At 71.8% G+C, this 21,681-nt stretch carries 21 protein-coding genes, 1 other RNA gene and 1 pseudogene; 8 read left to right on the plus strand and 15 right to left on the minus strand.

Annotated elements, in window-relative coordinates:
* Positions 1-526: 526 nt before the first annotated feature.
* From rpiA to ACYVJJ_RS06030, 7 genes are all read right to left on the minus strand, one after another.
* Positions 527-1,189 carry a ribose-5-phosphate isomerase RpiA gene (gene rpiA, locus ACYVJJ_RS06000; protein ID WP_460831954.1) on the minus strand — a complete coding sequence of 221 codons (663 nt, stop codon included), beginning with the start codon at positions 1,187-1,189 and terminating at the stop codon, positions 527-529.
* Positions 1,190-1,194: 5 nt separating this feature from the next.
* Entirely contained in the window at positions 1,195-1,665 is a 471-nt protein-coding gene (locus tag ACYVJJ_RS06005; RefSeq protein WP_460831956.1) for an EVE domain-containing protein, read from the minus strand.
* Positions 1,662-2,243: a 5-formyltetrahydrofolate cyclo-ligase gene (locus tag ACYVJJ_RS06010; protein WP_460832059.1), complete on the minus strand. Its 582-nt coding sequence runs from the start codon at positions 2,241-2,243 to the stop codon at positions 1,662-1,664. Before ACYVJJ_RS06010 ends, ACYVJJ_RS06005 begins: the two co-directional genes overlap by 4 nt.
* 51 nt (positions 2,244-2,294) lie before the next feature.
* Positions 2,295-2,480: non-coding RNA, 6S RNA (gene ssrS, locus ACYVJJ_RS06015), on the minus strand.
* A gap of 77 nt (positions 2,481-2,557) precedes the next feature.
* Entirely contained in the window at positions 2,558-2,857 is a 300-nt protein-coding gene (locus ACYVJJ_RS06020; protein WP_460831957.1) for a cell division protein ZapA, read from the minus strand.
* A 44-nt stretch (positions 2,858-2,901) separates the two neighbouring features.
* On the minus strand, positions 2,902-3,129 hold the full coding sequence (locus tag ACYVJJ_RS06025) for a TIGR02449 family protein (protein ID WP_460831959.1): 228 nt from the start codon (positions 3,127-3,129) through the stop codon (positions 2,902-2,904).
* 30 nt (positions 3,130-3,159) lie between these two features.
* The gene (locus ACYVJJ_RS06030; RefSeq protein ID WP_460831961.1) at positions 3,160-7,629 is read right to left on the minus strand and encodes an EAL domain-containing protein; all 4,470 of its coding nucleotides are present in this window, start codon (positions 7,627-7,629) and stop codon (positions 3,160-3,162) included.
* Positions 7,630-7,737: 108 nt separating this feature from the next.
* On the opposite strand from ACYVJJ_RS06030, the gene ACYVJJ_RS06035 reads away from it, so the two are divergent.
* The 3 genes from ACYVJJ_RS06035 to ACYVJJ_RS06045 all read left to right on the plus strand — a co-directional run bounded on the left by ACYVJJ_RS06035 (position 7,738) and on the right by ACYVJJ_RS06045 (position 10,169).
* Positions 7,738-8,286, plus strand: coding sequence for a UPF0149 family protein (locus ACYVJJ_RS06035; protein ID WP_460831963.1), 549 nt, complete (start codon positions 7,738-7,740; stop codon positions 8,284-8,286).
* A gap of 87 nt (positions 8,287-8,373) precedes the next feature.
* Positions 8,374-9,696: an aminopeptidase P N-terminal domain-containing protein gene (locus ACYVJJ_RS06040; protein ID WP_460831965.1), complete on the plus strand. Its 1,323-nt coding sequence runs from the start codon at positions 8,374-8,376 to the stop codon at positions 9,694-9,696.
* Positions 9,693-10,169, plus strand: coding sequence for a GNAT family N-acetyltransferase (locus tag ACYVJJ_RS06045; RefSeq protein WP_460831967.1), 477 nt, complete (start codon positions 9,693-9,695; stop codon positions 10,167-10,169). The genes ACYVJJ_RS06040 and ACYVJJ_RS06045 overlap by 4 nt, the downstream gene beginning before the upstream one ends.
* A gap of 81 nt (positions 10,170-10,250) precedes the next feature.
* Here ACYVJJ_RS06045 and ACYVJJ_RS06050 read toward each other — a convergent pair whose 3' ends face one another.
* From ACYVJJ_RS06050 to ACYVJJ_RS06060, 3 genes are all read right to left on the minus strand, one after another.
* Positions 10,251-11,189, minus strand: a complete 939-nt coding sequence (locus tag ACYVJJ_RS06050; protein ID WP_460832060.1) for a histone deacetylase family protein — start codon at positions 11,187-11,189, stop codon at positions 10,251-10,253.
* Between the two features lie 121 nt (positions 11,190-11,310).
* Complete coding sequence (locus tag ACYVJJ_RS06055; protein WP_460831969.1) at positions 11,311-11,868, minus strand: cob(I)yrinic acid a,c-diamide adenosyltransferase; 558 nt, start codon at positions 11,866-11,868, stop codon at positions 11,311-11,313.
* Complete coding sequence (locus ACYVJJ_RS06060) at positions 11,868-12,446, minus strand: hypothetical protein (RefSeq protein WP_460831970.1); 579 nt, start codon at positions 12,444-12,446, stop codon at positions 11,868-11,870. Before ACYVJJ_RS06060 ends, ACYVJJ_RS06055 begins: the two co-directional genes overlap by 1 nt.
* 87 nt (positions 12,447-12,533) lie before the next feature.
* Here ACYVJJ_RS06060 and ubiH point away from each other — a divergent pair, with 87 nt between their 5' ends.
* Together ubiH and ACYVJJ_RS06070 are read left to right on the plus strand one after the other, a co-directional pair.
* A complete protein-coding gene (gene ubiH, locus ACYVJJ_RS06065; RefSeq protein WP_460831971.1) occupies positions 12,534-13,769 on the plus strand; it encodes a 2-octaprenyl-6-methoxyphenyl hydroxylase in 1,236 nt (411 codons plus the stop codon).
* Positions 13,766-14,941: an FAD-dependent oxidoreductase gene (locus ACYVJJ_RS06070; protein ID WP_460831973.1), complete on the plus strand. Its 1,176-nt coding sequence runs from the start codon at positions 13,766-13,768 to the stop codon at positions 14,939-14,941. The genes ubiH and ACYVJJ_RS06070 overlap by 4 nt, the downstream gene beginning before the upstream one ends.
* 299 nt (positions 14,942-15,240) lie before the next feature.
* Here the strand turns inward: ACYVJJ_RS06070 and ACYVJJ_RS06075 are convergent, their stop codons facing one another.
* The 5 genes and pseudogenes from ACYVJJ_RS06075 to ACYVJJ_RS06095 all read right to left on the minus strand — a co-directional run bounded on the left by ACYVJJ_RS06075 (position 15,241) and on the right by ACYVJJ_RS06095 (position 19,934).
* Complete coding sequence (locus ACYVJJ_RS06075) at positions 15,241-15,849, minus strand: hypothetical protein (protein WP_460831974.1); 609 nt, start codon at positions 15,847-15,849, stop codon at positions 15,241-15,243.
* A gap of 112 nt (positions 15,850-15,961) precedes the next feature.
* Positions 15,962-17,041 (minus strand): 23S rRNA (cytidine(2498)-2'-O)-methyltransferase RlmM, encoded by a 1,080-nt coding sequence (rlmM, locus tag ACYVJJ_RS06080; protein WP_460831976.1) that lies wholly within the window; start codon positions 17,039-17,041, stop codon positions 15,962-15,964.
* 24 nt (positions 17,042-17,065) lie between these two features.
* The gene (locus ACYVJJ_RS06085) at positions 17,066-17,641 is read right to left on the minus strand and encodes a nucleoside deaminase (protein ID WP_460831977.1); all 576 of its coding nucleotides are present in this window, start codon (positions 17,639-17,641) and stop codon (positions 17,066-17,068) included.
* Positions 17,642-17,673: 32 nt separating this feature from the next.
* Positions 17,674-17,913: pseudogene (locus ACYVJJ_RS06090) on the minus strand (hypothetical protein); the annotation flags it as partial.
* Between the two features lie 275 nt (positions 17,914-18,188).
* Positions 18,189-19,934, minus strand: a complete 1,746-nt coding sequence (locus ACYVJJ_RS06095) for a glutamine--tRNA ligase/YqeY domain fusion protein (RefSeq protein WP_460831979.1) — start codon at positions 19,932-19,934, stop codon at positions 18,189-18,191.
* Positions 19,935-20,006: 72 nt separating this feature from the next.
* Between ACYVJJ_RS06095 and ACYVJJ_RS06100 the strand changes: the two genes are divergently transcribed.
* The 3 genes from ACYVJJ_RS06100 to msrA all read left to right on the plus strand — a co-directional run bounded on the left by ACYVJJ_RS06100 (position 20,007) and on the right by msrA (position 21,676).
* The gene (locus ACYVJJ_RS06100; protein WP_460831981.1) at positions 20,007-20,264 is read left to right on the plus strand and encodes a putative signal transducing protein; all 258 of its coding nucleotides are present in this window, start codon (positions 20,007-20,009) and stop codon (positions 20,262-20,264) included.
* A 78-nt stretch (positions 20,265-20,342) separates the two neighbouring features.
* On the plus strand, positions 20,343-21,002 hold the full coding sequence (locus ACYVJJ_RS06105) for a glutathione S-transferase family protein (protein WP_460831983.1): 660 nt from the start codon (positions 20,343-20,345) through the stop codon (positions 21,000-21,002).
* A gap of 23 nt (positions 21,003-21,025) precedes the next feature.
* Positions 21,026-21,676: a peptide-methionine (S)-S-oxide reductase MsrA gene (msrA, locus tag ACYVJJ_RS06110; protein ID WP_460832062.1), complete on the plus strand. Its 651-nt coding sequence runs from the start codon at positions 21,026-21,028 to the stop codon at positions 21,674-21,676.
* Positions 21,677-21,681: the final 5 nt, after the last annotated feature.

Here is a 21,681-nt window from a genome sequence, read left to right on the forward strand (position 1 = left end):
CCGATGGTAGTGTGGCTCAAGCCATGCGAGAGTAGGTCATCGCCAGGGTCTTTACCCCACGACCCCCATCCGTGAAAACGGGTGGGGGTCGTCCTTTTGGGGGGCGGAAACAGGGTGCGAGTGGGCCGGGGCTTATGGGCGCAATTGGCCTGCAGCAACGCGGCTGAAACGCGGTATGACTGGGCGCCGGTCGTAAGACCGCCGACGCGATTAGCGTTGGGCATGGTCCGCCGGGCAACGTCGCTGGTCGCGGTCATTTGTCGAGTTGACGCGTCGATTTCTGGGTCGGCTGCGTCGCCTCGACATTGCTACGTCGGTGTCTTGGCCCTAACGGTCAGACTGGCATGTACGCGCAGCACGAATGGCAACACTATTTCAGGTCCCGACGTGCGAACGTCGCGAGCTCGTCGGCGGCGCTTGGTGTAGCCGTGATCGCGCCCGACAACTTCGCGTGTCCTACACCGCGCTTGCTCCTTAGGCCTGCCCCACAGCGCGCGCCTAGGGGGCGTCGTCGCGCGTCTCGCCCTTAAAGGATCCGGGGTGGCTCGCCGCCCACGATCACCACATCCGCCCGCCGCCGCGCGAAGAGCCCGACGCTCACGACGCCGGGGATCTGGTTGAGCTGTGTCTCCAAGGCGACGGGATCCGTGATCGCTACGCCATGGATGTCGAGGATGGCATTGCCGTTGTCGGTGACGACTCCGCGTTCCTGCGCGTCCATCCGCCACACGGGCTGTCCGCCGGTGGTCTCGAGGATCCGGCGGGCCACGAGGCTTCGCGCCATAGGGATGACTTCGACAGGTAGCGGAAAGCGGCCGAGGACGTCGACCTGCTTCGACGGGTCGATGATGCAGACGAAGCGGTCGCTCGCCTCGGCGATGATCTTCTCGCGCGTGAGCGCTGCGCCGCCGCCCTTGATCAGGTGTCGCGCGCCGTTGCATTCGTCGGCGCCGTCGACATAGAGCGACAACGGTCCCGCGCTGTTGAGGTCGATGACGTCGATGCCGTACTGCCGCAGGCGGGCCGTGCTCTGCTCCGAGCTCGAGACCGCGCCGCGGATCCGTCGCGGCTCGCGGCCGAGGGCATCGATGAAGTAGGCGACGGTCGACCCGGTGCCGACGCCGACGATCATGTCGTCCTCGACGAACTCCATGGCTTTTTCGGCGGCGAGTCGCTTGGCGTCGGTCATCGGGATCACTCGAGGGAGAGGAGGAGGTTCCACTGCGCGGTGTCGACCGGCAGGACGGACAGGCGGCTGCCGCGACGGATCAGCGCGAACTCCTCCCCGAGATCGTCGGCGCGTGCGCGGATCTCCTCGAGCGGAATCAGCCGACTCATGCGGCGCTCGAAGGCGACGTCGACGAGGAACCAGCGCGGTTCCTCCTGCGTCGCCTTCGGATCGAAGTAGGGGGAGTCGCGATCGAACTGCGTCGGGTCGGGATACGCGTCGCTCGCGACCGTGGCCACGCCCGCGATCCCCGGCGGGCTGCAGTTGGAGTGGTAGAACAGCACGCCGTCGCCGCGCCGCATCGCATTGCGCATGAAATTGCGTGCCTGGTAGTTGCGCACGCCGGTCCAGGGCTCGGTGCCCACGCGCTCGAGATCGTCGATCGAGAAGCAATCGGGCTCGGACTTCATCAGCCAGTAGCGGCGGCGTGGACTCATGCGATCGAATAGGTGGTGGATTCAGTGCAGACGGCATCGAGCGGGACGTCCCAGGCGGCGGGGCTCAAGGCCTCGACGCGTTGCAGGTCGTACGCCGCACCGACTAGCCGCGGCGGGTCGCCGCCGCGGCGTCGCGCGAACGTGCGGTCGTACCACCCACCGCCCATGCCCAGGCGATTGCAGTTGGCATCGAAGCCGACCAGCGGGACAACGGCAAGCGCGAGGTCATCGGCCTCGACGCACGCGTTTTGGGGAACGTCCGGTTCCGGAATGCCGAACCGGTTGGTCACCAGCGGCTCGCCGGGTCGCCAAGGCGCGAAGCGCAGGCGTCCGTCCTCGGCGAGTACGGGAAGGCAGTAGGTGATCTCTGCAGGCAGGCGGCTCTGCCAGGCATGCAGCGCGATCTCGCCGCCGACGGCCCAGTATCCCGCGACGCAGCCATGCGACGGCATGAGCGGCGACGCGCGGAGCCGCGCACCGACCTGTTCAGCCGCGGCGAGGCGGAATGCAGGCGAGAGCGCCGCGCGCCGCGCGCGCAGGTCACGACGCAGCGCGTCGAGATCGAGAGCCGATGCCATCACGGGCGCAGGTCCCGGCTCGGCGGGAGGCCGTGATGCGCGCAGAAGAAGTCGTCCTCCACCATGCCGATGCATGCGAAACGACCTTGAACCCGAGGTTCAAGTGGGAACGCTCGGCGGCCTTCGGGCGTCCCGCTCGCGGGCGGGCATGCACTCCAGGCTGCGGTCACGTTCCCGGTGTCGTTTTTAAGGGCCAAGGCGAATGTTTGCACACGCCGTCGGACACAGCAGAGGACGTGGACGCAGTATAGCGCGCCGCCGTGTTCGCGACCGCGTGACTGCGGCCGTCGCTGGGCGCGGATTCATGACGGCCGTCAGCGCCCGGGCGGGTCGAGCAGTTCGTCGAGGCGCGCATTCAGTCGACCGAGCGAATGCGCGATCTCGTCCTCGCGGCTGCCCTCGCCCTTGAGCTGGAGCAGCTCATGCGCGAGGTTCAGTGCGGCGAGCACGGCGATGCGATCGACGGCCGCCATGCGGTTGGCGCCGCGGATCTCGAGCATGCGACCGTTGAGCATGCGCGCCGCGGCGAGGAGCCCGTCGCGCTGCTCCGGCGTGCAGCCGACCGTGTATTCGCGGTCGAGCAGGCGCACGTTGACGGGCTCGGTGGTACTCATGGTCGCGGACTCCGTCGTACTGCGGGACATCGGCATCGTGCGGCTCAGGTGTGCTGCTCGAGCGACTTCAGCCGCGCGATCATCGCCTCGACGCGCACGCGAGCCTGCTCGTTCTTCGCCAGCAGCGACGCGCGCTCCACGAGCCACTCCTGCTGCTGCTGCCGCAGCCCGCGGTTCTCGTCCTGCAGCCGGTGCATGCGCGCGGCGAGCGCCTCGATGCGCTGGGCGAGAAGATGCAGCTGTTCGAGCGACGGAGCAGGAGCACGTTCCATGCGGGCACGATAGCAGTGCCGCGGGGCGGGTCAAGGCGCTTCGTCGGCGACGTCGCGAACAGGCGTGCGCTCACGCAGGAAGGCCTCGCAGGCCTCGGGCGGCATCGGTCGCGCGAGCCAGTAGCCCTGGATCACGTCGCAGCCGTGGCGGCGCAGGAACTCGAGCTGGTCCGCCGTCTCGACGCCCTCCGCGACGACCTGCAGGCCGAGCGAATGGCCCATTGCGATGACCGCGCTGGTGATCGCCTCGTCGTCGGGATCGCGCGTGAGGTCGCCGATGAATTCCTTGTCGATCTTGAGCGTGTTGATCGGCAGGCGCTTGAGGTAGGCGAGCGAGGAATAGCCGGTGCCGAAATCGTCGATCGCGGTCTGCACGCCGAGCGAGCGGATCGCATGCAGCGCCGACCACGTCGCCTCGGCCATCACCACGCTCTCGGTGAGCTCGATCTCGAGGCAATGCGCCGGCAACCCGGTGGCGTGCAGCGTCTGCTCGATCACTTCGGGCAGGTTGCCGCGAAGCAGCTGCAGCGCGGAGACATTGACGGCGATACCGATGTCCAGCCCGCCGTCGCGCCAGGCCTTGAGCTGGCTGCAGGCCTGCCGCAGCGCCCATTCGCCGATCTCGAGGATGAGGCCCGATTCCTCCGCGAGCGGGATGAACTGCGCGGGCGAGACCGGGCCGAACTCGCTCGAATTCCAGCGCAGCAGCGCCTCGACGCCGATCATGCGGCCGTCGGCGACCGCCATCTTCGGCTGGTAGACCAGGCTCAGCTCCTGGCGATCGAGCACCTTGCGCAGCGCGGCGGAGAGCGTCGCGCGGCGGCGGATCTCGGCGTCCATCGAACCGGCATATCGCATGTACGTGCGGCGGCCGACGGCCTTGGCCTGGTACATCGCGGTGTCGGCATGCTTGAGCAGGTCGGAAGGCGTCTGCGCATGGTCGGGGAAGACCGCGATGCCGATCGACGGCGTGACGATGACGTCCCGCAGCTCGCCGGCGTCGAGCGGCGCCTGGAACGCGGCGAGGAGTTGGCGCGCGACGTCCTCGGCTTCCTCGATGCTCTCCAAGTGCTCGAGAACGATCGTGAACTCGTCGCCGCCGAGGCGCGCGACGGTGTGCTGGCCGCCGACGGTGTGCTGCAGTCGCGCGGCCGTCGCGCGCAGGATCGCATCGCCCGCCGCATGGCCTAGCGAATCGTTGATGTCCTTGAAGCGGTCGAGGTCGAGGAACAGCAGGCCCAGGCGCGTGTCCTGCCGCCGTGCGCGCAGGATCGCGCGCGACAGGCGCTCGCCGAGCAGCGTGCGGTTGGGCAGGCCGGTGAGCGTGTCGTAGTTCGCGAGGTAGCGCAGCTCCTGCTCGGCGCGCTTCTGGTCGGTGATGTCCGACAGCACGGCGACCCAGTTGCCGCGCTGGCCCGCGCTGTCGAGCACGACGCTCGCCTGCAGCCAGCACAGGAATTCGCTGCCGTCCTTGCGGCGTTGCCAGAGCTCGCCGGACCACCGGCCCGCCTTGCGCAGGTCGTCGCGCATGTGGCGGTAGACGCCCTCGTCGTGCTGGCGGCTGTCGATCAGCGACGTCGACTGCCCGACCACTTCCTGCTCGACGTAGCCCGTCATGCGGGTGAACGCGGGGTTCACCGAGACGAAGCGGAAGTCGTCGTCGAACACGGCGACCGCCTCGGCCATGCTGCGCAGCACTTCGCTGGCGACGCGCCGGTCGCGCTCGGCGCGGCGCGTGGCGGTGATGTCGCGTGCGGTGCCGGCGAGCCGCAGCGCGCGGCCGTCGGGGCCACGCTCGACGACGCGTCCGCGCGCGCGCACCCACAGCCAGCCGCCATCGGGGCCGACGATGCGATGCTGCGACTCGAATTGCGGGGCCTCGCCGCGCAGATAGCGCCGCAGCTGCTCGCGCACGCGCTCGATGTCGTCCGGGTGGATGCGGTGGTCGCTCTCGGACGCCTCGACGATGCCGAGCTCGGGCTCGGCGGAGGTCGGGTCGCTGGTCTGCGTGCGCTGCAGGATTCCGCGCACAAGGTCGTAGTCCCAGAACTGTTCGCCCGAGGCCCAGAGCGCGAGCTTCAGGCGCTCCTCGCGCTCATGCAGCACGCGCAGGTGCTCGCGCTCGCGCCGCCGACGCTGCACCGCCTGCCAGACCGCCATCGCCGCCGGGCCGAGCAGCAGTGCGGCGAGCAGGATCAGCACGATCGGATGGCGCCACAGCGGCGTGGCCACATTGACCGCGAGGCGCAGCTCGCGGGGCGACCAGGCGCCGCTGCGATCAGTGCCCTGCGCGCGCAGCACGTAGCGCCCCGGCGGCAGGTGGGTGTAGGTGATCTCGCCCTGCGGGCCGTTGTCGATCCAGGCGTCGTCGAAGCCGTCGAGCCGGTAGCGGTAGCGCGGGCGCAGGGCCGGCGCGAAGTCGAGCATGCCGATCTGCAGCCGCAGCAGCTCCGAGCCGGCGGGCAGGTCGAGCCGGTCGACGCCCCATGCATCACGCGGCGCCTGACCGTCGATACGGACCGACAGCAGCGCGAGCGGGCCGGCGAAGGCGTCGTCCGCGGCGCGAGCGGGGTCGACGAGGTTGAGCCCGCGCACGCCACCGAAGGCGAGCCGGCCGTCGTCGAGGACCCCGGCGGCCCCGCCATTGAATTCGAGGTCCTGCAGGCCATCGCCGACGCCGAACAGGCGCGCCTGCGCCGGCTCGGGGCGGTAGCGCAGTAGGCCCGCGTCGGTGCCCGCCCAGAGCGTGCCCCGCGGGCCTTCGCGCAGCGAGAAGATGGTGAGTGCGCGGTGCTCGGGCAGGGCGGCGTCGAGCGGATGGCGGAAGGTGATGCCGCCCCGGGGGTCCTCGATGACTTCGCTCAGGCCGGCGTGGGTACCGACCCAGACGCGGCCGCGCGCGTCCTCGAAGACGGCGCGCACGACGTTGCTCGGCAGCGAATCGGGCTGGTCGACGACCTGGCGGAAATGCCGCAGGCGACCGCTGCGCGGCTCGAGCAGGTCGAGGCCGTCGCCGGTGCCGAACCAGACGCGGCCGCGGCGGTCCGCGAGCACGGCATGCACATTGGGATGCGATAACCCCTGAGGGCCAGCCGGGTACGGGGTGATGCGGCCATCGCGGGGCGAATAGCGCAGGCCGCCGGCGCCGGAGGTGCCCAGCCAGAGGTCGCCGCGCGCATCGCCTGCGATCGCGCGCAGTACCGGCCAAGTCCCGGGCGGGCGGCGAAGCGCGCTCGTGGCGGGGTCGAGCTCGACGAGCCCGGTCGCCGTCGCAAGCCACAGTCGTCCGCCCGGTGCACGCTCGAACCCGGCGACGCGCCCGAGGGCCGGCATCGACTCGAATCGGCCGGTGGCGAGGTCGTAGCGCAGCAGGCGGTCGCCGTCGGTCGCGAGCCACAGCGCCCCGGGCGTACCCGTCACGGCGCGGATGCTGTCGTCGGCTGCCGCGCCGCCGACCGCCGCGGCCGTGCCGGTGATCAGCGGAAACCGGCTGCCGCGCGGATCCGCGACCGCCGCGCCGCGGTACTGCCCGCCGGTCCAGAGGATTCCGCCGCGGTCGACCAGCAGTGCGTTGATGGAGTTCTCGGGCAGGCTGCCCGGCAGGGCGCGATCCTCGCGGACGACGTCTACGGCACCGCCGGACGACGCATAGCGGCGCAGACCATCGGGAAATACCGACAGCCACAGCCGCCCGTCCGGGGCTTCGGCGAGGGCGCGGACCTGCGTGGGCGCGCCGGGGCCATTGGACCAGACGGGTACCCGGCGGCCCCCGTCGAGGCGTTCGAGGCCCGACTCCGCGCCGATCCAGAGCTGCCCCGCGCGGTCCTCGAGGACGGTGTGGGCGGCGCGGTCGTCGCCGATCCGGCGGGGGCCGCCGGCGCCGACCTGGAACAGGCCCTCGCCGGTCGCGAACCAGAGGCGGCCGCGGCGGTCGCGCAGCAGGCGCTGCGGCGGCGCGCCGGTCCGATGCGGGCGTTGCAGGTCGAGCACGCGCTGGCGCTTGCCCGTGGCGGGATCGAGGCGGTCGAGCCCGGCGACGGTGCCGACCCACACCGCGTCGCGCTCGGCGAGCAGCGCGAGTACCTGCCGATCCGGGCGACGGTCGGGCGCCGATGCGCCGTGGCGACGGATCGCGCCGGTGTGCAGGTCGAGCTTCGCCACGTACTGCGAATACGTGCCGACCCACAGCGCCTCGCCGTCGACGGCGAGCGCGGTGACGAAGTTGTCGGGCAGGCTGCGCGGGTCGCGCGGGTCGTGGCGGATCACGCGGTAACGCTGGCCATCGAAGCGGTGCAGGCCGCCCTGCGTGCCGACCCAGACGATGCCGCGCGTGTCCTGCGCGAGGGCGCCGACCGTGCTCTGCGCGAGGCCGCGATCGCTGCCCAGCGGCTCGAAGTAGAACTCGCGCGTGGCCGCGATCGCCGGTGCGGCGAGCGCCAGCGAAAGCAGCACGAGCGCGGGAAGGACCCGCAGCGCACGGACGACGGACGGGGCGCGCACGGAACCTGCGGCCGAGGGAGGCATCACGCAGTGTAGGCGTGGCCCGCGAGGGGCCGCAAACCGCTGCATTGCTACACTGCCCACCCGTTTTCCGCAGGGTGCGCACCGGTGTCCGAACTCGATTTCCCGTCCGTCGACGCGCTGGACGCCGAGGCACGGCAGCTCGGCCTGGCGACGAGCGTGCACGAGCTGCACGGCGCGCTCTGCGGCTGGCTCGCCGGTGGCGGCAGCGATGCGCCGGCCTGGCTCGCGCCGGTCATGGCCGACCCCGCGCTGCCCGCGCCGGCGCCGGGCGGCCCGCTCGACCGCCTGCGCGCCGCCACCGCTGCGCAGCTCGCCGACCGCAGCTTCGAGTTCGAGCTCCTCCTGCCCGACGCCGACGCCCCGCTCGTCGACCGCAGCGGCGCGCTGTTCGACTGGTGCCGCGGCTTCGTCGGCGCGTTCGGCCTGGCCGCGGGTCGCGCCGAACACCTCTCGGGCGAGAGCCGCGAGGCGCTTGCGGACCTCGCCAAGCTCGCCTCGGCGGAGCCGCAGGACGAAGGCGACGAGGAGGACGAGGAAGCGCTGGTGGAGATCGAGGAATTCGTCCGTGTCGCGGCGCTGCTGCTGCATGGTGACTGCGTGCTCGCCGCCGAGCACCGGCGTCGCCTGAACTGACGCGCACGCCGACGGCCGCGCTGCATCGCGCCGCCGCCCGACCTGCCACGATCGCCCCGAGATCCCCACGCCGCGCGCCCGCCCCCGATGCAAAAGCCCCGCTCCACGCCGTATCCGCGCCGCCGCCGGCAGCTCATGCGCATGGCCGGCGAGGACGCGATCGTGATCGTCCCGGCCGCTCGCGAGCACGTGCGGAGCCGGGACACCCACTTCCCGTATCGGCAGGACTCCGACCTGCTTTATCTGACCGGCTTCCCGGAGCCGGACGCCGTCCTCGTGCTCATTCCGGGGCGCCGGCACGGCGAGACCATCCTGTTCTGCCGCGAGCGCGATCCCGAGCGCGAGGGCTGGGACGGTCCGCGCCATGGCCCGGAAGGCGCGGTCGAGGCCTTCGGGCTGGACGATGCCTACCCGATCACCGACCTCGACGACATCCTGCCCGGCATGCTCGAGGGGCGGTCGCGCGTCTACTACCACTTCGGCCGCGACGCCGAGTTCGACCTCAAGCTGATCGGCTGGCTCAACCGCGTGCGCGCGCAGGTGCGCACGGGCGCGCAGCCGCCTCACGAGTTCCTCGAGCTCGGCCACCTGCTCGACGAGATGCGCCTGTTCAAGGACGCCGGCGAGCTGAAGCTCATGCAGAAGGCTGCCGACATCTCGGTCGCCGCGCACGAGGCGGCGATGCGTGCCGTCCGGCCCGGCATCACCGAATACCAGCTGCAGGCCGAGATCGAATACGTCTTCCGCCGTAGCGATGCGGTGCCGGCCTACGGCTGCATCGTCGGCGCCGGTGCGAACGCCTGCGTGCTGCACTACCACGCGAACGCCGCGACCGCGCGCGACGGCGAGCTCGTGCTGATCGATGCCGGTGCCGAGTTCCGCGGCTACGCGGCGGACATCACGCGTACGTTTCCGGTCTCCGGCCGCTTCTCGCCGGCGCAGCGCGACCTGCACGACCTCGTCTGCGATGCGCAGGCCGCGGCGATCGCCCAGGCGCGCCCGGGCGTGCCGTGGGCGTCCATCCACGATGTCGCCGTGCAGGTGCTCACGGACGGCCTCGTGCGGCTCGGCCTGCTCAAGGGCAAGCCGGCGACGCTGATCGCCGACGGCAGCTACAAGCGCTTCTACCGCCACAAGACCGGCCACTGGCTCGGCCTGGACGTGCACGACGTCGGCGACTACCGCGTCGCGGGCGAGTCCCGCCTGCTCGAGCCGGGCATGGTGCTGACCGTCGAGCCCGGGCTCTACATCGGCGCCGACGACATGTCGGTCGATCCGAAGTGGCGCGGCATCGGCATCCGCATCGAGGACGACGTGGCGATCACGAAGGACGGGCATCGCGTGCTCACCGATGCGCTGGTGCGGCGCGCCGACGAGGTCGAGGCCTTCATGGCCGACGCGCGCGCGTGAGCGCCGTGACGGCGCCGCAGGTGCGGCCGGTGCAGGCCGGCGATCGCGAGGCGGTGCTCGCGCTCGTGCCGCGCCTCGCGGCGACCGGGACGCCGCCGGGCCGTGACCGCGCGCAGGTGGAGCAGGCCGACGTCGCCTCGCTTCGCGAGGCACTCGCGGCGCCGACGGCCGATGCTGCGGTGCTGGTCGCCGAACTCGACGGCGCGGTCGCGGGTTTCATCCACGTGCGGACGGTGCGCGACTACTACACACAGGCCGGCATCACGCATGTCTCGGATGTCGTCGTCGCGGCGCATGCGGAAGGCCGTGGGATCGGTCGCCTGCTGATGGACGCCGCCGAGCGGTGGGCGCGCGATCGCGGCCATGCGCTCGTCCAGCTCTACGTGCTGCCGGAGAACGTGCCGGCGCGCAGCCTGTACGAGAAGGCGGGCTACCGGGCCGAGTGGCTGAAGTACATCAAGCCGGTCGCCTGACCGCCGGTCCCGGCGGCGGTCCCTGTCGCGATACCGAGCCGGGCCCGATCGACGTTCGTCACCGCGCCAGTGGAGTTCCGATTACCAGCTCGCGCCATCGGCCACGAGCGCGCCGACGTGCGCGGCGGCACTCTCGCCGAGCGCCTGCAGGTCGTAGCCACCCTCGAGCATCGAGACGATGCGGCCTTCGCAGTGGCGGCGCGCGATGTCCCGCAGCTGGCCGGTAATCCAGAGGTAGTCGACCGCCTCGAGCTCGAGCTGCGCGAGCGGATCGCGCTGGTGCGCGTCGAAGCCGGCGGAGATGAAGAGCAGCTGCGGGCGATGCGCCTCGATCGCCGGCAGGAGCGTCTCCGCCCATGCCGCGCGGAAGCCTTCGCTGCTGGTACCGGGCGGCAGCGGTGCATTGAAGATGTTGCCGACGCCGCGCTCGTCCGCATGGCCTGTCTCCGGATACAGCGGCAGCTGGTGCGAGCTGCAGAAGACCACGCGCGGATCGTCCTCGAATATCGCCTGCGTGCCGTTGCCATGGTGCACGTCGAAGTCGACGATCGCCACGCGCTCGAGCCCGTGCACGTCGAGCGCATGCGCGGCCGCCACGGCGATCGAGTCGAAGAAGCAGAAGCCCATCGCGGTGTCGCGCGTGGCGTGGTGGCCCGGCGGGCGCACCGCGCAGAAGACGCGGCGCGCCCGGCCGGACATCACGGTGTCGACCGCGGCGACACCGGAGCCCGCGCAGCGCAGCGCGGCCTCGGCGGCGCCGGGGGAGAGGAACGTGTCGGGATCGAGCTGGACCGTGCCCGCCGCGACCGGCGTGTCGAGCACCTGCCGGATGAGTGTCTGGTCGTGCACGCGGGCGAGCTGCTCGCGCGTGGCCAGCGGCGCCTCGTCCCAGGGCAGGTCCGGATAGGTATCGCGGATGGCGTCGACCACCGCGGCGAGGCGCTCGGGGCGCTCGGCATGGCCCGGGGGCGGGACGTGCGAGCCGCAGGCGGGGTGGGTGAGCAGCAGGAGCGGGAGCATTTCGGTCATGCGGCGGATTGTCGCCGATGGCGGGCGCGAGGGCGGCCGTGCGTCGACGCGCTGCGGATGGAGCGCCGCCCGTCAGCCGTGCGCGGCCGCAGGGGTATGCAAAGCGCAGCGCTCAGCCATGGCGACGCTCGTGGTTCCAGAGCACCTCGCCGTGCCCGCTCGCCCGCGCAAGCACCCGGGCCAGGACGAACAGCAGGTCGGAAAGGCGGTTGAGGTAGCGGATCGCTTCCGGGCGCACGGGCTCGATCCGCGACAGCGCGACGCACTCGCGCTCGGCGCGGCGCACCACCGTGCGCGCGATGTGGCAGCGCGCGGCCGCTTCGCCGCCGCCCGGCAGGATGAAGTCCTTGAGCGGCGGCAGCGGCTCGTTGAAGGCGTCGAGCCGCTGCTCGAGGCGTTCGATGTCGACGTCGAAGATCGCCGCATGCCCCGGAATGCAGAGCTCGCCGCCGAGGTCGAACATCTGGTGCTGGATCGACGTGAGCAGCGCGGCGACGTCCTCGGGCAGGCCGGGCGTGGCGAGCACCAGGCCGATGCAGGAATTCGCCTCGTCGACCGTGCCGTAGGCATCGACACGCGGCGAGTCCTTGCCAGTGCGTGTGCCGTCGCCGAGGCCGGTGGAGCCGTCGTCGCCGGTGCGCGTGTAGATCTTCGAGAGGCGGTTGCCCATCAGCGCGCGACGGCGCGGCTGCGGGTGCCGGCGAGCAGCGTGGCCGCCACGTGCAGGCCGGCGGCGACGCCGACGTACTTCGCCGTCGTGGCCATGTAGGGCAGCAGCCAGGTCACGTAGTTGTCCCACCAGCCGGCGAGCGTCGGCTGCGCGACGGCGTCGGAGATCCAGTAGAAGCTGCCCTGGCTGATCAGCTGGCACACCACGGTGGAGGCGACGACCGTCGCGCCGAGCAGGCCGAGCGAGCGCAGGTCCACGCCGACGCCGCGGCGCTGCAGCCACAGGCCGCCCGCCCACATCGAGAAGTACGCCGGGATCAGGCACCAGTAGGCCGGCGACACGCAGTAGTGCTGCCAGAAGCTCTGGCCGCTGCGGGTGATCACGACGTAGTCGATCGCGACCGCGAGCGCCATCAGCAGCGGGAACGCCCAGCGCGTCCACGTCGACAGGTAGAAGCCGCCGATCAGGAACACCGCCCACGAGGCGTCCGGCAGCGGCGCGAAGTGATTGATGCGCGTGGCGACCATCAGCGCGGCGAGCAGGCCGAGGATCAGGGAGCGCTGGGCGGTGGGGCTCATCGGGGACTCCGGAAACATGGGCGGGCGGGCGCCCGAGACCCGCGCATTCTAGCGGAGCCCGGCGGGGCAGGCCGTATCATCCGCAGGATGGAAACCGGTCTGGTGCGCATGCATGACGTGGTGATCGTCGGAGGCGGCCTGGTCGGCGCCAGCCTGGCGATCGCACTGGAGCCGCTCGGTCTCGACGTCGCGCTCGTCGACGCGACGCCGCCGGGCGAGATGCCGGCCGTCTTCGACGAGCGTTCGCTCAGCTTTGCCGAAGCGACCGTCAACGCGCTCGACGCGCTCGGCGTGATGGCGCGACTGCAGCTCGGCGGCGGGCCCATCCGGCGCATCCGCATCAGCCGGGAGGGCGACTTCGGCCAGGCACGGCTCGAGGCGGCGAACTACGGCCGCAGCGAGTTCGGCCGCGTGGTGGTGGCGCGCGACTTCGGCGAGGCGCTCGAGGCGCGGCTCGCGCAGGTGGCGCGGCTCACGCGCTATCGACCGGCCCGGTTCGCGGAAACCCGGATCGACGGTGACGTGCGCGTTGTCGAACTCGTCGGCGAGGACGGAGCGACGTTTGCGCTGCGCACGCCGCTCCTGGTCGGCGCCGATGGCACCACGAGCGGCGTACGCGATGCGCTCGGCATTCCCGCCGAGACGCGCGACTACGGACACGAGCTGGTGGTCGCCCGCATGCGTGCCGCGCAGCCGCCCGACGGCACGGCCTACGAGCGCTTGACGGACGACGGCCCCACCGCGCTGCTGCCGCGCGCGGATCGCCATTACGGGCTCGTGCACGGCGTGGCGCACGCCGACGCGACGGCCGTCGCCGCGCTCGACGAGGTCGCGTTCCTGGAGCGCCTGCAGCCGCGCCTGGGCTGGCGCACCGGCCGCCTGCTCGCCTGCGGGCCGCGCAGCCGCTATCCGGCGCGCCGCGTCATCGCCGCGCGTACGACGGCGGCGCGTGCGGTGCTCGTCGGCAATGCGGCGCAGACGATCCATCCACTCGGCGCGCAGGGCTTCAACCTGGGCCTGCGTGATGCGCTCACGCTGGCCGAGGAGGTCGCCCGCGCCGACGGCGACGTCGGTGCGGATGCGATGCTCGCCCGCTACCGCGCGCGGCGCGAGGAGGACCGCCGGCGCACGCTCGCCTTCTCCGACCGTCTGCTGCGTGTCGGCATGCGCGACGGCCCGTTGATGCGTCCGCTGCGCAGCATCGCGATGCTCGCCCTCGACCACCCGGCGTCGCTGCAGGCCTGGCTGGTCGGTGGCGCGATGGGTTATCGCGGCGACGTGCCCGCGCTGTGTCGCGCGCCCGACGGACGCCGCAGCGCATGAGCCGCCGCGAGATCCACGACATCGCGGTGGTCGGCGGCGGCGTGGTCGGCGCCGCGGCGGCGCTCGCCTTCGCGCGCGACGGCTGGAACGTCGCGCTGGTCGAGGCGCGCACACCGGCTCCCTGGCAGGCGACCACGCCCGACCTGCGTGTCTACGCAATCGCACCGGATTCGATGGCGCTGCTCGACGACCTCGGCGTCGGTGCGGGCGTGCGGGCGACCCGCGCGACTCCGTACCGGCGCATGGACGTCTGGGACGCGGCCGGCGGCGGAACGCTCGTCTTCGATGCGGACCGATTCGCGCGTCGCGAGCTCGGGCACATCATCGAGAACGCGCTGCTCGTCGACCGGCTCTGGGCCGCGCTGGGCGCCGCCGGGGTGGTCGTGCATGCGCCCGCGAGCGTCACCGGCTTCGAGCAGACCGATGAAGCCGCCGCGCTGCAGCTCGACGATGGCATGCGCCTGCGCGCGCGCCTGGTGGTCGCCGCGGACGGCGGACAGTCGCCGCTGCGCGAGCTTGCCGGCATCGAGGCCCCCGCGCACGACTACGGCCAGGGCGGGCTCGTCGCGTTCGTGCGCACGCAGCGCGCGCACGGCAACGCGTGCTACCAGCGCTTCCTGCCGACCGGGCCGGTCGCCTTCCTGCCGTTCGCCGACGGGCTCAGCTCGATCGTGTGGACCCTGCCGATGGACGAAGCGACGCGCCTGCGCGAGCTCGAGGCCGAAGCATTCGCGCGCGCGCTCGAGGATGCCTCGGGCGCGCGCCTCGGTGCCGTCGAGCTCGCCTCGGCACGCGCCGTGTTCCCGCTGCGGCGCCAGCTCGCACGCTCGCAGTCGGCGGGACGGCTCGCCGTCATCGGCGACGCGGCCCATGTGGTGCACCCGCTCGCCGGCCAGGGCGTGAACCTGGGCCTGCGCGACGTGACGACGCTGCGCGCGCTGCTGCAGCCGCTGGCGCGCGGTCCCGGCGACCCGGGCCGTGCGCGCCTGGAGCGCTGGTCGCGCGCGCGCCGCAGTGCGGTCGCGCGCGCCGCGTATGCCTTCGAAGCGATCGACCGCGTGTTCTCGAACGATGCGCTGGCGCCCGTGCTGCTGCGCGGGCCGCTGCTCGGGCTCGCGGGGCGGATGCCGCCGTTGCAGCACCTGCTCTGGAAGGAAGCGGCCGGGCTGTAGCGCCGGCGTACCGGGTCGATCCGCGTGGGTCGTCCGGGCCGCCCTATGTCGCATCGCACCAGTGGTGGTTCGCGGACCGGCGTAGCGCTGCCCGCCGGGTTGCGTCTTGACCCCTGGCGGTTCGGCGAGCACGCGGTGCGAGGCTCGGCACCATGGTGGCGTAGTCGCTGCTGCGCGATATCCGCGTGCCGTGCAGCCGTGTAGTCCGCAATCGGCGAGCCCCGCAGCCGCAATTCCTTGGCGCCGGAAACGACGATGCCCCGCCGGGGCGGGGCATCGGTGCGCCGTGCAACCGCGCCTTAGCGCGTCGTGCGGCGGGTGCGCGCGCCGCGTTCGAAATCGCGGCCTTCCGGTCGCTGGTTGAGGCTAAGCCCACCGGCCTGGATCCACGCGCGCAGCTCGGTGGCGGCGAGGCGGCTGTCGCGGTCGGTGTCGATCGTCGCGAAGTTCTGCGTGAGCGTCTGGTTCGACCCGACCTCCGCGGTGGTGAGATAGCCATCGCGGTCGGCGTCGAGCAGCGTGGTGTCGAGGTGGTAGCGGCCGGCGCCGCTCATCTGGCGCTGCGCGGCCATGGCGCCCGGTGCCGATGTCGCGATGCCGGCGCTGGCCGAAGCATTCGCGGAGGCGGGGACCGTCGCGGCAGTGCTGCCGGTCACGGCGGTGGTGTCGATCTGGGTGCCCGCCTGCGCGTCGGTGTCGACGCGGACCGTCTCGACTTCGCTCCCGCGTGCGTTCTCCTTCAGCACCGGGCGGACCGGGCCCTTGGCGGCATTGTCGGAGCGCTGCTCGCTCTGGCGGGCGTCGGCTTCGCCGGTGACAGCCGCACGCGTGCCCTGGGCCGTCGCCGTGCCGCACAGGCCGAGCGCCGCGAGCAGCGCGAGGGTGAGGGTGGTCTTGGTCGTCGTCATGATCGTGCCTTCCTGCGGAGGGGATTTCCCGAACGTAGGCGCGTGCGGATCAACCGTGCGTCGAAGCGGCGGCGTCCGGCGGAGTGCCGGTCAGCCCGTGGACAGCGATGTCTCAGCGCCGTAAGCGCGCGAACACCGTGATCTCTTCACGATCGTGGTAGAGCTGGCGCGCACGCCATTCCACCGGTCGTCCGACCTGCTGCTCGAAGAGGGCGAGGCATTGGCGCGTCTCGTCCCAGCGCTTCTTCATCGGCAGCTTGAGGTTGAAGATCGTGTGGCGGCACCAGCCCTCGCGCAGCCAGACGCCCATGCGTTCGGCGACGCGTCGCGGCTGCTCGACCATGTCGCAGACCATCCAGTCGAGCGTGCGCTTGGGATGCCAGACGAAGCCGTCGGCGCGCAGGTGCTCGACGCGGCCGCTGTCGAGCAGGTGCTGCGCGAGCGGGCCGTTGTCGACGCTGACCACGTGCAGCCCCTCGCGCATCAGCACCCAGCTCCAGCCGCCGGGCGCCGCACCGAGGTCGGCGCCCCACATGCCTTCGCGGAACCAGGCGGCGCGCTCGTCGGGCGTGATCAGGGTGATCAGCGCCTCCTCGAGCTTGAGCGCGGAGCGGCTCGGCGCCTGGGGATTCGCGCGCAGCCGCGGGATGCCCATCGGCCAGGGCGAGCTGTCGTCGGGGATGGCGATGCCGATCTGCGCGGCATCGCCGGAGGTCAGCAGCACGTGCAGGCGTGGGCGGTAGGGATCGTCGGTCGAGCTCAGCCAACCGTGCTCGCGCAGGCCGGCGCGCAGTGCGTTGCCGAGCCCGCGGGCCAGTGCGGCGAGCGGCTTGCCGTCGTCGTTGTCGGGATGCTCGACGCGGATCTCGCCGAACAGCACGCGCGGCATGCCGTACTGCGCGGCGAGCGCGTCGCGGATCGCGCCGACGCGGTCGGGCCGCACCTCGCCACGCGCGGCGAGGCCCGAGAGCGCGGCGACGCGCACCAGCTTCTGGCGCGCGAAGATGAGCCGGTCGTATGGGACGGCGCGCGAGAGTGCGGTGGCGTCCTCGCAGACGAACTCGACGTAGCCGTCGCCGCGCTGCGTGCGTGCGTAGCCGGAATGGCCGGCCTCGGCCGCGCGCTCGGTGAGCTCGGCCGCGAGCTCGGGCTCGAAGCCGGCTCGGCAGTAGGCGAGCAGCGCCTGGTCCATCAGCGGGACGTCCGACCGGCCACGTCAGTAACGCCGCCCGCCGGTCTCGCCATATCGGGCGAGCACCGCGCAGGCGGCCTCGCGATGCACGTCGCGCACCACCTCGATGCCGCGGCGCGCGAGCTCGCCGATCCAGTCCGCGGGCAGCGGGCCTTCGTCGAACTCGGTAAGCGCCTCGACGTCCTCGGCGCGCGCGCCGATCAGAAGACGGTCGACGCCCGCCCAGACCGTCGCGCCGTAGCACTGGCAGCAGGGCTGCGCGCTGGTCGCGAGCGTGACGGGGCCGATGCGCGTGCCGTCCGCGTCCTCATTGAGGCGGGCGCGTTGCGTGCGCTGCTGCGCGAGCATGTAGGCCATCGTTTCGGCATGCGCGAGCGAGCACGAATGCGGCAGCACGCGGTTCACACCGACGGCGACGATGCGGTCGTCCGGGCCGAACACGGCGGCGCCGAAGGGGCCGCCCGAGGCGTGCTCGACATTGAGCGCGGACAGGCGGACGGCGAGTGCGACCTTGTCGTCGTCGGTGGGATACGCGGGCGCCGTGTCGACGAGCTCGTGGACCCAGGCGGGCAGGGTGAGATGGATCTGCGCGTAGAGCATCAGCGGTCGACCGCGCCTCCCGAACCGTCCTGGCACGTGCCGGCCACGCAGGCGCAGCCCTGGATCTCCTTGAAGCCGCAGACGGACGACATGCCTTCGCGCTGGCACTGCGCCTGCACCGCGGCTACGTCGGGCTTCGCGCCGACGTTGACGCAGGCCGGCATCGCGCCGCAGCAACTGCCGACGTTCTTGACCGCGCAGTCCGCATCGGTGCGGCAGCTCCGGTCGACCGCGCCCGCCGAGGCGCCTGCAGGCGGCGTCGGGGCGCTCATCGGGGGTGCCTTGACCTCCCCCTCGAGGCGCGCGGCGGCGCCCGGCTTGACCGCCGCGGCGTCGCTCGCCGGCGCGGGTGCGGCGGGCGTGGACGCCGCCGTGTCACCGGCCGCACCACGACCCGCGTCACGCTCGGGGGCGTCGGCGCGGGTGTCGCCGGTGGCGGTACCGTCCGTGGACCCGCCGGGCATCGTGCAGGCGCCGAGGGCGAAGAGGGACGTCAGCAACAGCACGAGAAGGGGCGTACGCATGGCGGGTCTCCCGGTGGGTGCGATCAAGCCTTGCCGGACCGCGTGTCACGCAGCGTGACGCTGCGGTTGAACGCGGGGCGCTCGGCCGTGTGGTCGTAGCGGTCGGCGACGAAGTAGCCGATGCGCTCGAACTGGAAGCTCGTCTCCGGCGCGGCCTGCGCGGCGGCGGGCTCGACGTAGCCCGTCACGACGCGGCGCGATTCCGGATTGAGGTAGTCCCGGTAGGTCTTGCCGTCCTCGTCCGTGTCCGGATTCGGCACGGTGAAGAGACGGTCGTACAGGCGGATCTCGGCTTCGACGGCATGCGCCGCACTCACCCAGTGGATCGTGCCCTTCACTTTGCGGTTCGCGCCCTCCATGCCCGGGCGCGATTCGGGATCGAGCGTGCAGCGCACCTCGACCACCCGGCCGGAACCGTCCTTGATGACCTCGTCGCAGCGCACGATGCCCGCGCCGCGCAGGCGGACGTCGCCGCCGACGGTGAGGCGCTTGAAGCCCTTCGGCGGCACTTCCTCGAAATCCTCGCGCTCGATCCACAGCACGTTGGAGAACGGCACGGTGCGTTCGCCAGCGGACTCGTCCTTCGGATGGTTCGAGAATGTGAGCGATTCCTCGTGGCCGTCCGGCAGGTTGGTGATGACGAGCTTCAGCGGATCGACCACGCCCATGCGGCGCTGCGCGGTGGCGTCGAGGTCGTCGCGCAGCGCGCCTTCCAGGATCGAGATGTCGAGCAGCGAGTTCTGCTTGGAGATGCCCACGCGGTCGACCATGAGCCGCAGCGCGCCCGGCGTGTAGCCGCGGCGGCGGATGCCCTGCAGCGTCGGCATGCGCGGATCGTCCCAGCCGTCGACGAGCCCGTCGTTCACCATCGCGAGCAGCTTGCGCTTGCTCATGACGAGGTAGTTGAAGTTCAGGCGCGAGAACTCGATCTGGCGCGGGCGCGCGGCTTCCTTCGGCAGCCCCTTGTCGAGCAGCGGCTGCAGCAGCGCCGGCGTGCCGACGAGGTCGACCTTCTCCACGCACCAGTCGTAGAGCGGGCGATGGTCCTCGAACTCGAGCGTGCACAGCGAATGCGTGATGCCCTCGATCGCGTCGGACAGCGAATGCGCATAGTCGTACATCGGGTAGATGCACCAGGCAGCGCCGGTGTTCTGGTGCTCGACGTGCTTGATGCGGTAGAGCGCCGGATCGCGCAGGTTGATGTTGCCGCTCGACATGTCGATCTTCGCGCGCAGCGTGCGTGCGCCGTCGGCGAACTCGCCGGCACGCATGCGGCGGAAGTGGTCGAGGTTTTCTTCGACGCTGCGCTCGCGGAAGGGCGATGGGCGGCCGGGCTCGGTGAGCGTGCCGCGGTACTCACGCACCTGCTCGGCGGTGAGGTCGTCCACGTAGGCGTCGCCCTGCCGGATCAGCTTCTCGGCCGCGAGGTAGAAGACTTCGAAATAGTCCGACGCATGCCGCAGCGCGTTCCATTCGAAGCCGAGCCACCGTACGTCATCCTGGATCGCCCGCACGTACTCGGGGTCTTCCTTCGCGGGATTGGTGTCGTCCAGGCGCAGGTTGCAGCTGCCGCCGAACTCCGCGGCGACGCCGAAGTCCAGGCAGATCGCCTTCGCGTGGCCGATGTGCAGGTAGCCGTTCGGCTCCGGCGGAAAGCGCGTGCGGATCGCCGCGTGCTTCCCGCTCGCGAGGTCCTCGCGGAGGATCTGGCGGATGAAGTCGTTCTTCACGCCGATCTCGGGCGTGGCGTTCTCGGGCGATGCGGACATGTGGCGCTTGCGTTGCTGCGGGGTAGCCACGCAGTGTAGCGGGAGCCGACCCGGCCGGCCTCGGATGCGCCCATGCTCGTCATCTACGACGCGGCGAACCTGATCGACGCGCACCTCGTGCGCCATGCACTGGAGGACGCCGGCATCCCGGCGTTCGTCCGTGGCGAGGCGCTGATGGGTGGAGTCGGCGAACTGCCGGCCTTCGGCGTGGTGCAGGTCTGTGTGCCCGAGTCGGCGCAGGCCGAGGCCGCGGCGATCGTGCAGGCACTGGGCTTCGGCGAGGGCCCGCCGCCGGAGCCCGATGCCGATGCCCTCCCGCAGCCGGCCTGAGCCGACCCGGCCTTCCGGCACTCGCGCGCCTGCCGCGGCGCCGGCAACCTCGCGGGCCGTCGTCCACCGGCATTGCGAATGACCCGTCCCCTGCTCGTCATCGGCAACAAGAACTACTCGTCCTGGTCGCTGCGTCCGTGGCTGCTGCTGCGCGAGGCCGGCGTGGACTTCGAGGAGCGCCGCCTCGCGCTCGGCACGGCCGAGTACCACCATGCGATCGCGGCGCTGTCGCCGACCCGGCGCGTGCCGGTGCTGCACGATGGCGACGTGGTGGTCTGGGACTCGCTCGCGATCTGCGAATACGCCAACGAGCGCTGGCTCGACGGTACGCGCTGGCCGGCCGACCGCGCACGCCGGGCGTTCGCGCGCGCCGCGGCCGCCGAGATGCACTCGGGCTTCGCGCTGCTCCGCAGCCGCCTGCCGATGAACTGCCGGCGCCGGCCCGACGCCTACACCTGGGGCGAGGCCGCGCAGGCCGACATCGACCGCGTCATCGAGCTGTGGACGGCACTGCTGGCGAAGGCGCCGGCGGACGGCCCGTTCCTCTGCGGCCGCTTCGGCATCGTCGACGCGATGTTCGCGCCCGTGGTGATGCGCTTCGCCGGCTACGGCGTAGCGGTCGATGCGACGGTCGCGCGCTACATGGAGGCGATCCGCGCACTGCCGGCCATGCGGGAGTGGGAGGCCGCCGCGGCCGCGGAGCCCGAAGTCATCGAAGCCAGCGAGAAGCTGGCCTGAGGAGAAGCGACATGCTCGACAAGCTGCTCGGAATCGGCGCCTGGAAGCAGCGCCTGCCGCGTGCGGGCGAAGCCCTGCCGGGGCGCGACGTCGCGCTGCCGCTCGACAATCGCCACCACGTCCATGGCCGTCCGCTGCGGGATGCCTTCGAGGGGCTCGAGCAGGTGCAGTTCGGCCTGGGCTGTTTCTGGGGTGCGGAGCGCCTGTTCTGGACGCTCGACGGCGTGTACACCACGGCCGTCGGCTATGCGGGCGGGGAGACGCCGAACCCGACGTATCGCGAGGTGTGCAGCGGCCAGACCGGTCATACCGAGGCCGTGCTCGTGGTCTACGACCCGGCGCGCATCGGTTTCGACGCACTGCTGCGCGCGTTCTGGGAGGGCCACGACCCCACGCAGGGCATGCGCCAGGGCAACGACGTCGGCACGCAGTACCGCTCGGCGATCTACTGCACCACGCAGGCGCAACACGAGGCGGCGCTGCGCAGCCGCGATGCCTACCAGGAGCGCCTGCACGAGGCCGGGCTCGGCAGCATCACCACCGAGATCCGTTACCCGGCGCCGCCGTTCTACTACGCCGAGGACGAGCACCAGCAGTACCTGTCGAAGATTCCGAACGGCTACTGCGGGCTCGGGGGGACCGGCGTGAGCTGCCCGGTCGGCACGGGCGCCTGATGCGA

The sequence above is a fragment of the Lysobacter humi (ex Lee et al. 2017) genome, from assembly GCF_054781815.1.

Excerpts from the sequence above, each read along its gene's own strand:
- ACYVJJ_RS06060 (WP_460831970.1), bottom strand. The coding sequence starts at position 12,446 with ATGAGCCCCACCGCCCAGCGCTCCCTGATCCTCGGCCTGCTCGCCGCG.
- ACYVJJ_RS06020 (WP_460831957.1), bottom strand. The coding sequence starts at position 2,857 with ATGAGTACCACCGAGCCCGTCAACGTGCGCCTGCTCGACCGCGAATAC.
- rlmM (WP_460831976.1), bottom strand. The coding sequence starts at position 17,041 with ATGGACCAGGCGCTGCTCGCCTACTGCCGAGCCGGCTTCGAGCCCGAG.
- ACYVJJ_RS06005 (WP_460831956.1), bottom strand. The coding sequence starts at position 1,665 with ATGAGTCCACGCCGCCGCTACTGGCTGATGAAGTCCGAGCCCGATTGC.
- ACYVJJ_RS06105 (WP_460831983.1), top strand. The coding sequence starts at position 20,343 with ATGACCCGTCCCCTGCTCGTCATCGGCAACAAGAACTACTCGTCCTGG.
- rpiA (WP_460831954.1), bottom strand. The coding sequence starts at position 1,189 with ATGACCGACGCCAAGCGACTCGCCGCCGAAAAAGCCATGGAGTTCGTC.
- ACYVJJ_RS06100 (WP_460831981.1), top strand. The coding sequence starts at position 20,007 with ATGCTCGTCATCTACGACGCGGCGAACCTGATCGACGCGCACCTCGTG.
- ACYVJJ_RS06055 (WP_460831969.1), bottom strand. The coding sequence starts at position 11,868 with ATGGGCAACCGCCTCTCGAAGATCTACACGCGCACCGGCGACGACGGC.
- ACYVJJ_RS06050 (WP_460832060.1), bottom strand. The coding sequence starts at position 11,189 with ATGCTCCCGCTCCTGCTGCTCACCCACCCCGCCTGCGGCTCGCACGTC.
- ACYVJJ_RS06095 (WP_460831979.1), bottom strand. The coding sequence starts at position 19,934 with ATGTCCGCATCGCCCGAGAACGCCACGCCCGAGATCGGCGTGAAGAAC.
- ACYVJJ_RS06070 (WP_460831973.1), top strand. The coding sequence starts at position 13,766 with ATGAGCCGCCGCGAGATCCACGACATCGCGGTGGTCGGCGGCGGCGTG.
- ubiH (WP_460831971.1), top strand. The coding sequence starts at position 12,534 with ATGGAAACCGGTCTGGTGCGCATGCATGACGTGGTGATCGTCGGAGGC.
- ACYVJJ_RS06025 (WP_460831959.1), bottom strand. The coding sequence starts at position 3,129 with ATGGAACGTGCTCCTGCTCCGTCGCTCGAACAGCTGCATCTTCTCGCC.
- ACYVJJ_RS06010 (WP_460832059.1), bottom strand. The coding sequence starts at position 2,243 with ATGGCATCGGCTCTCGATCTCGACGCGCTGCGTCGTGACCTGCGCGCG.
- ACYVJJ_RS06040 (WP_460831965.1), top strand. The coding sequence starts at position 8,374 with ATGCAAAAGCCCCGCTCCACGCCGTATCCGCGCCGCCGCCGGCAGCTC.
- ACYVJJ_RS06075 (WP_460831974.1), bottom strand. The coding sequence starts at position 15,849 with ATGACGACGACCAAGACCACCCTCACCCTCGCGCTGCTCGCGGCGCTC.
- ACYVJJ_RS06085 (WP_460831977.1), bottom strand. The coding sequence starts at position 17,641 with ATGCTCTACGCGCAGATCCATCTCACCCTGCCCGCCTGGGTCCACGAG.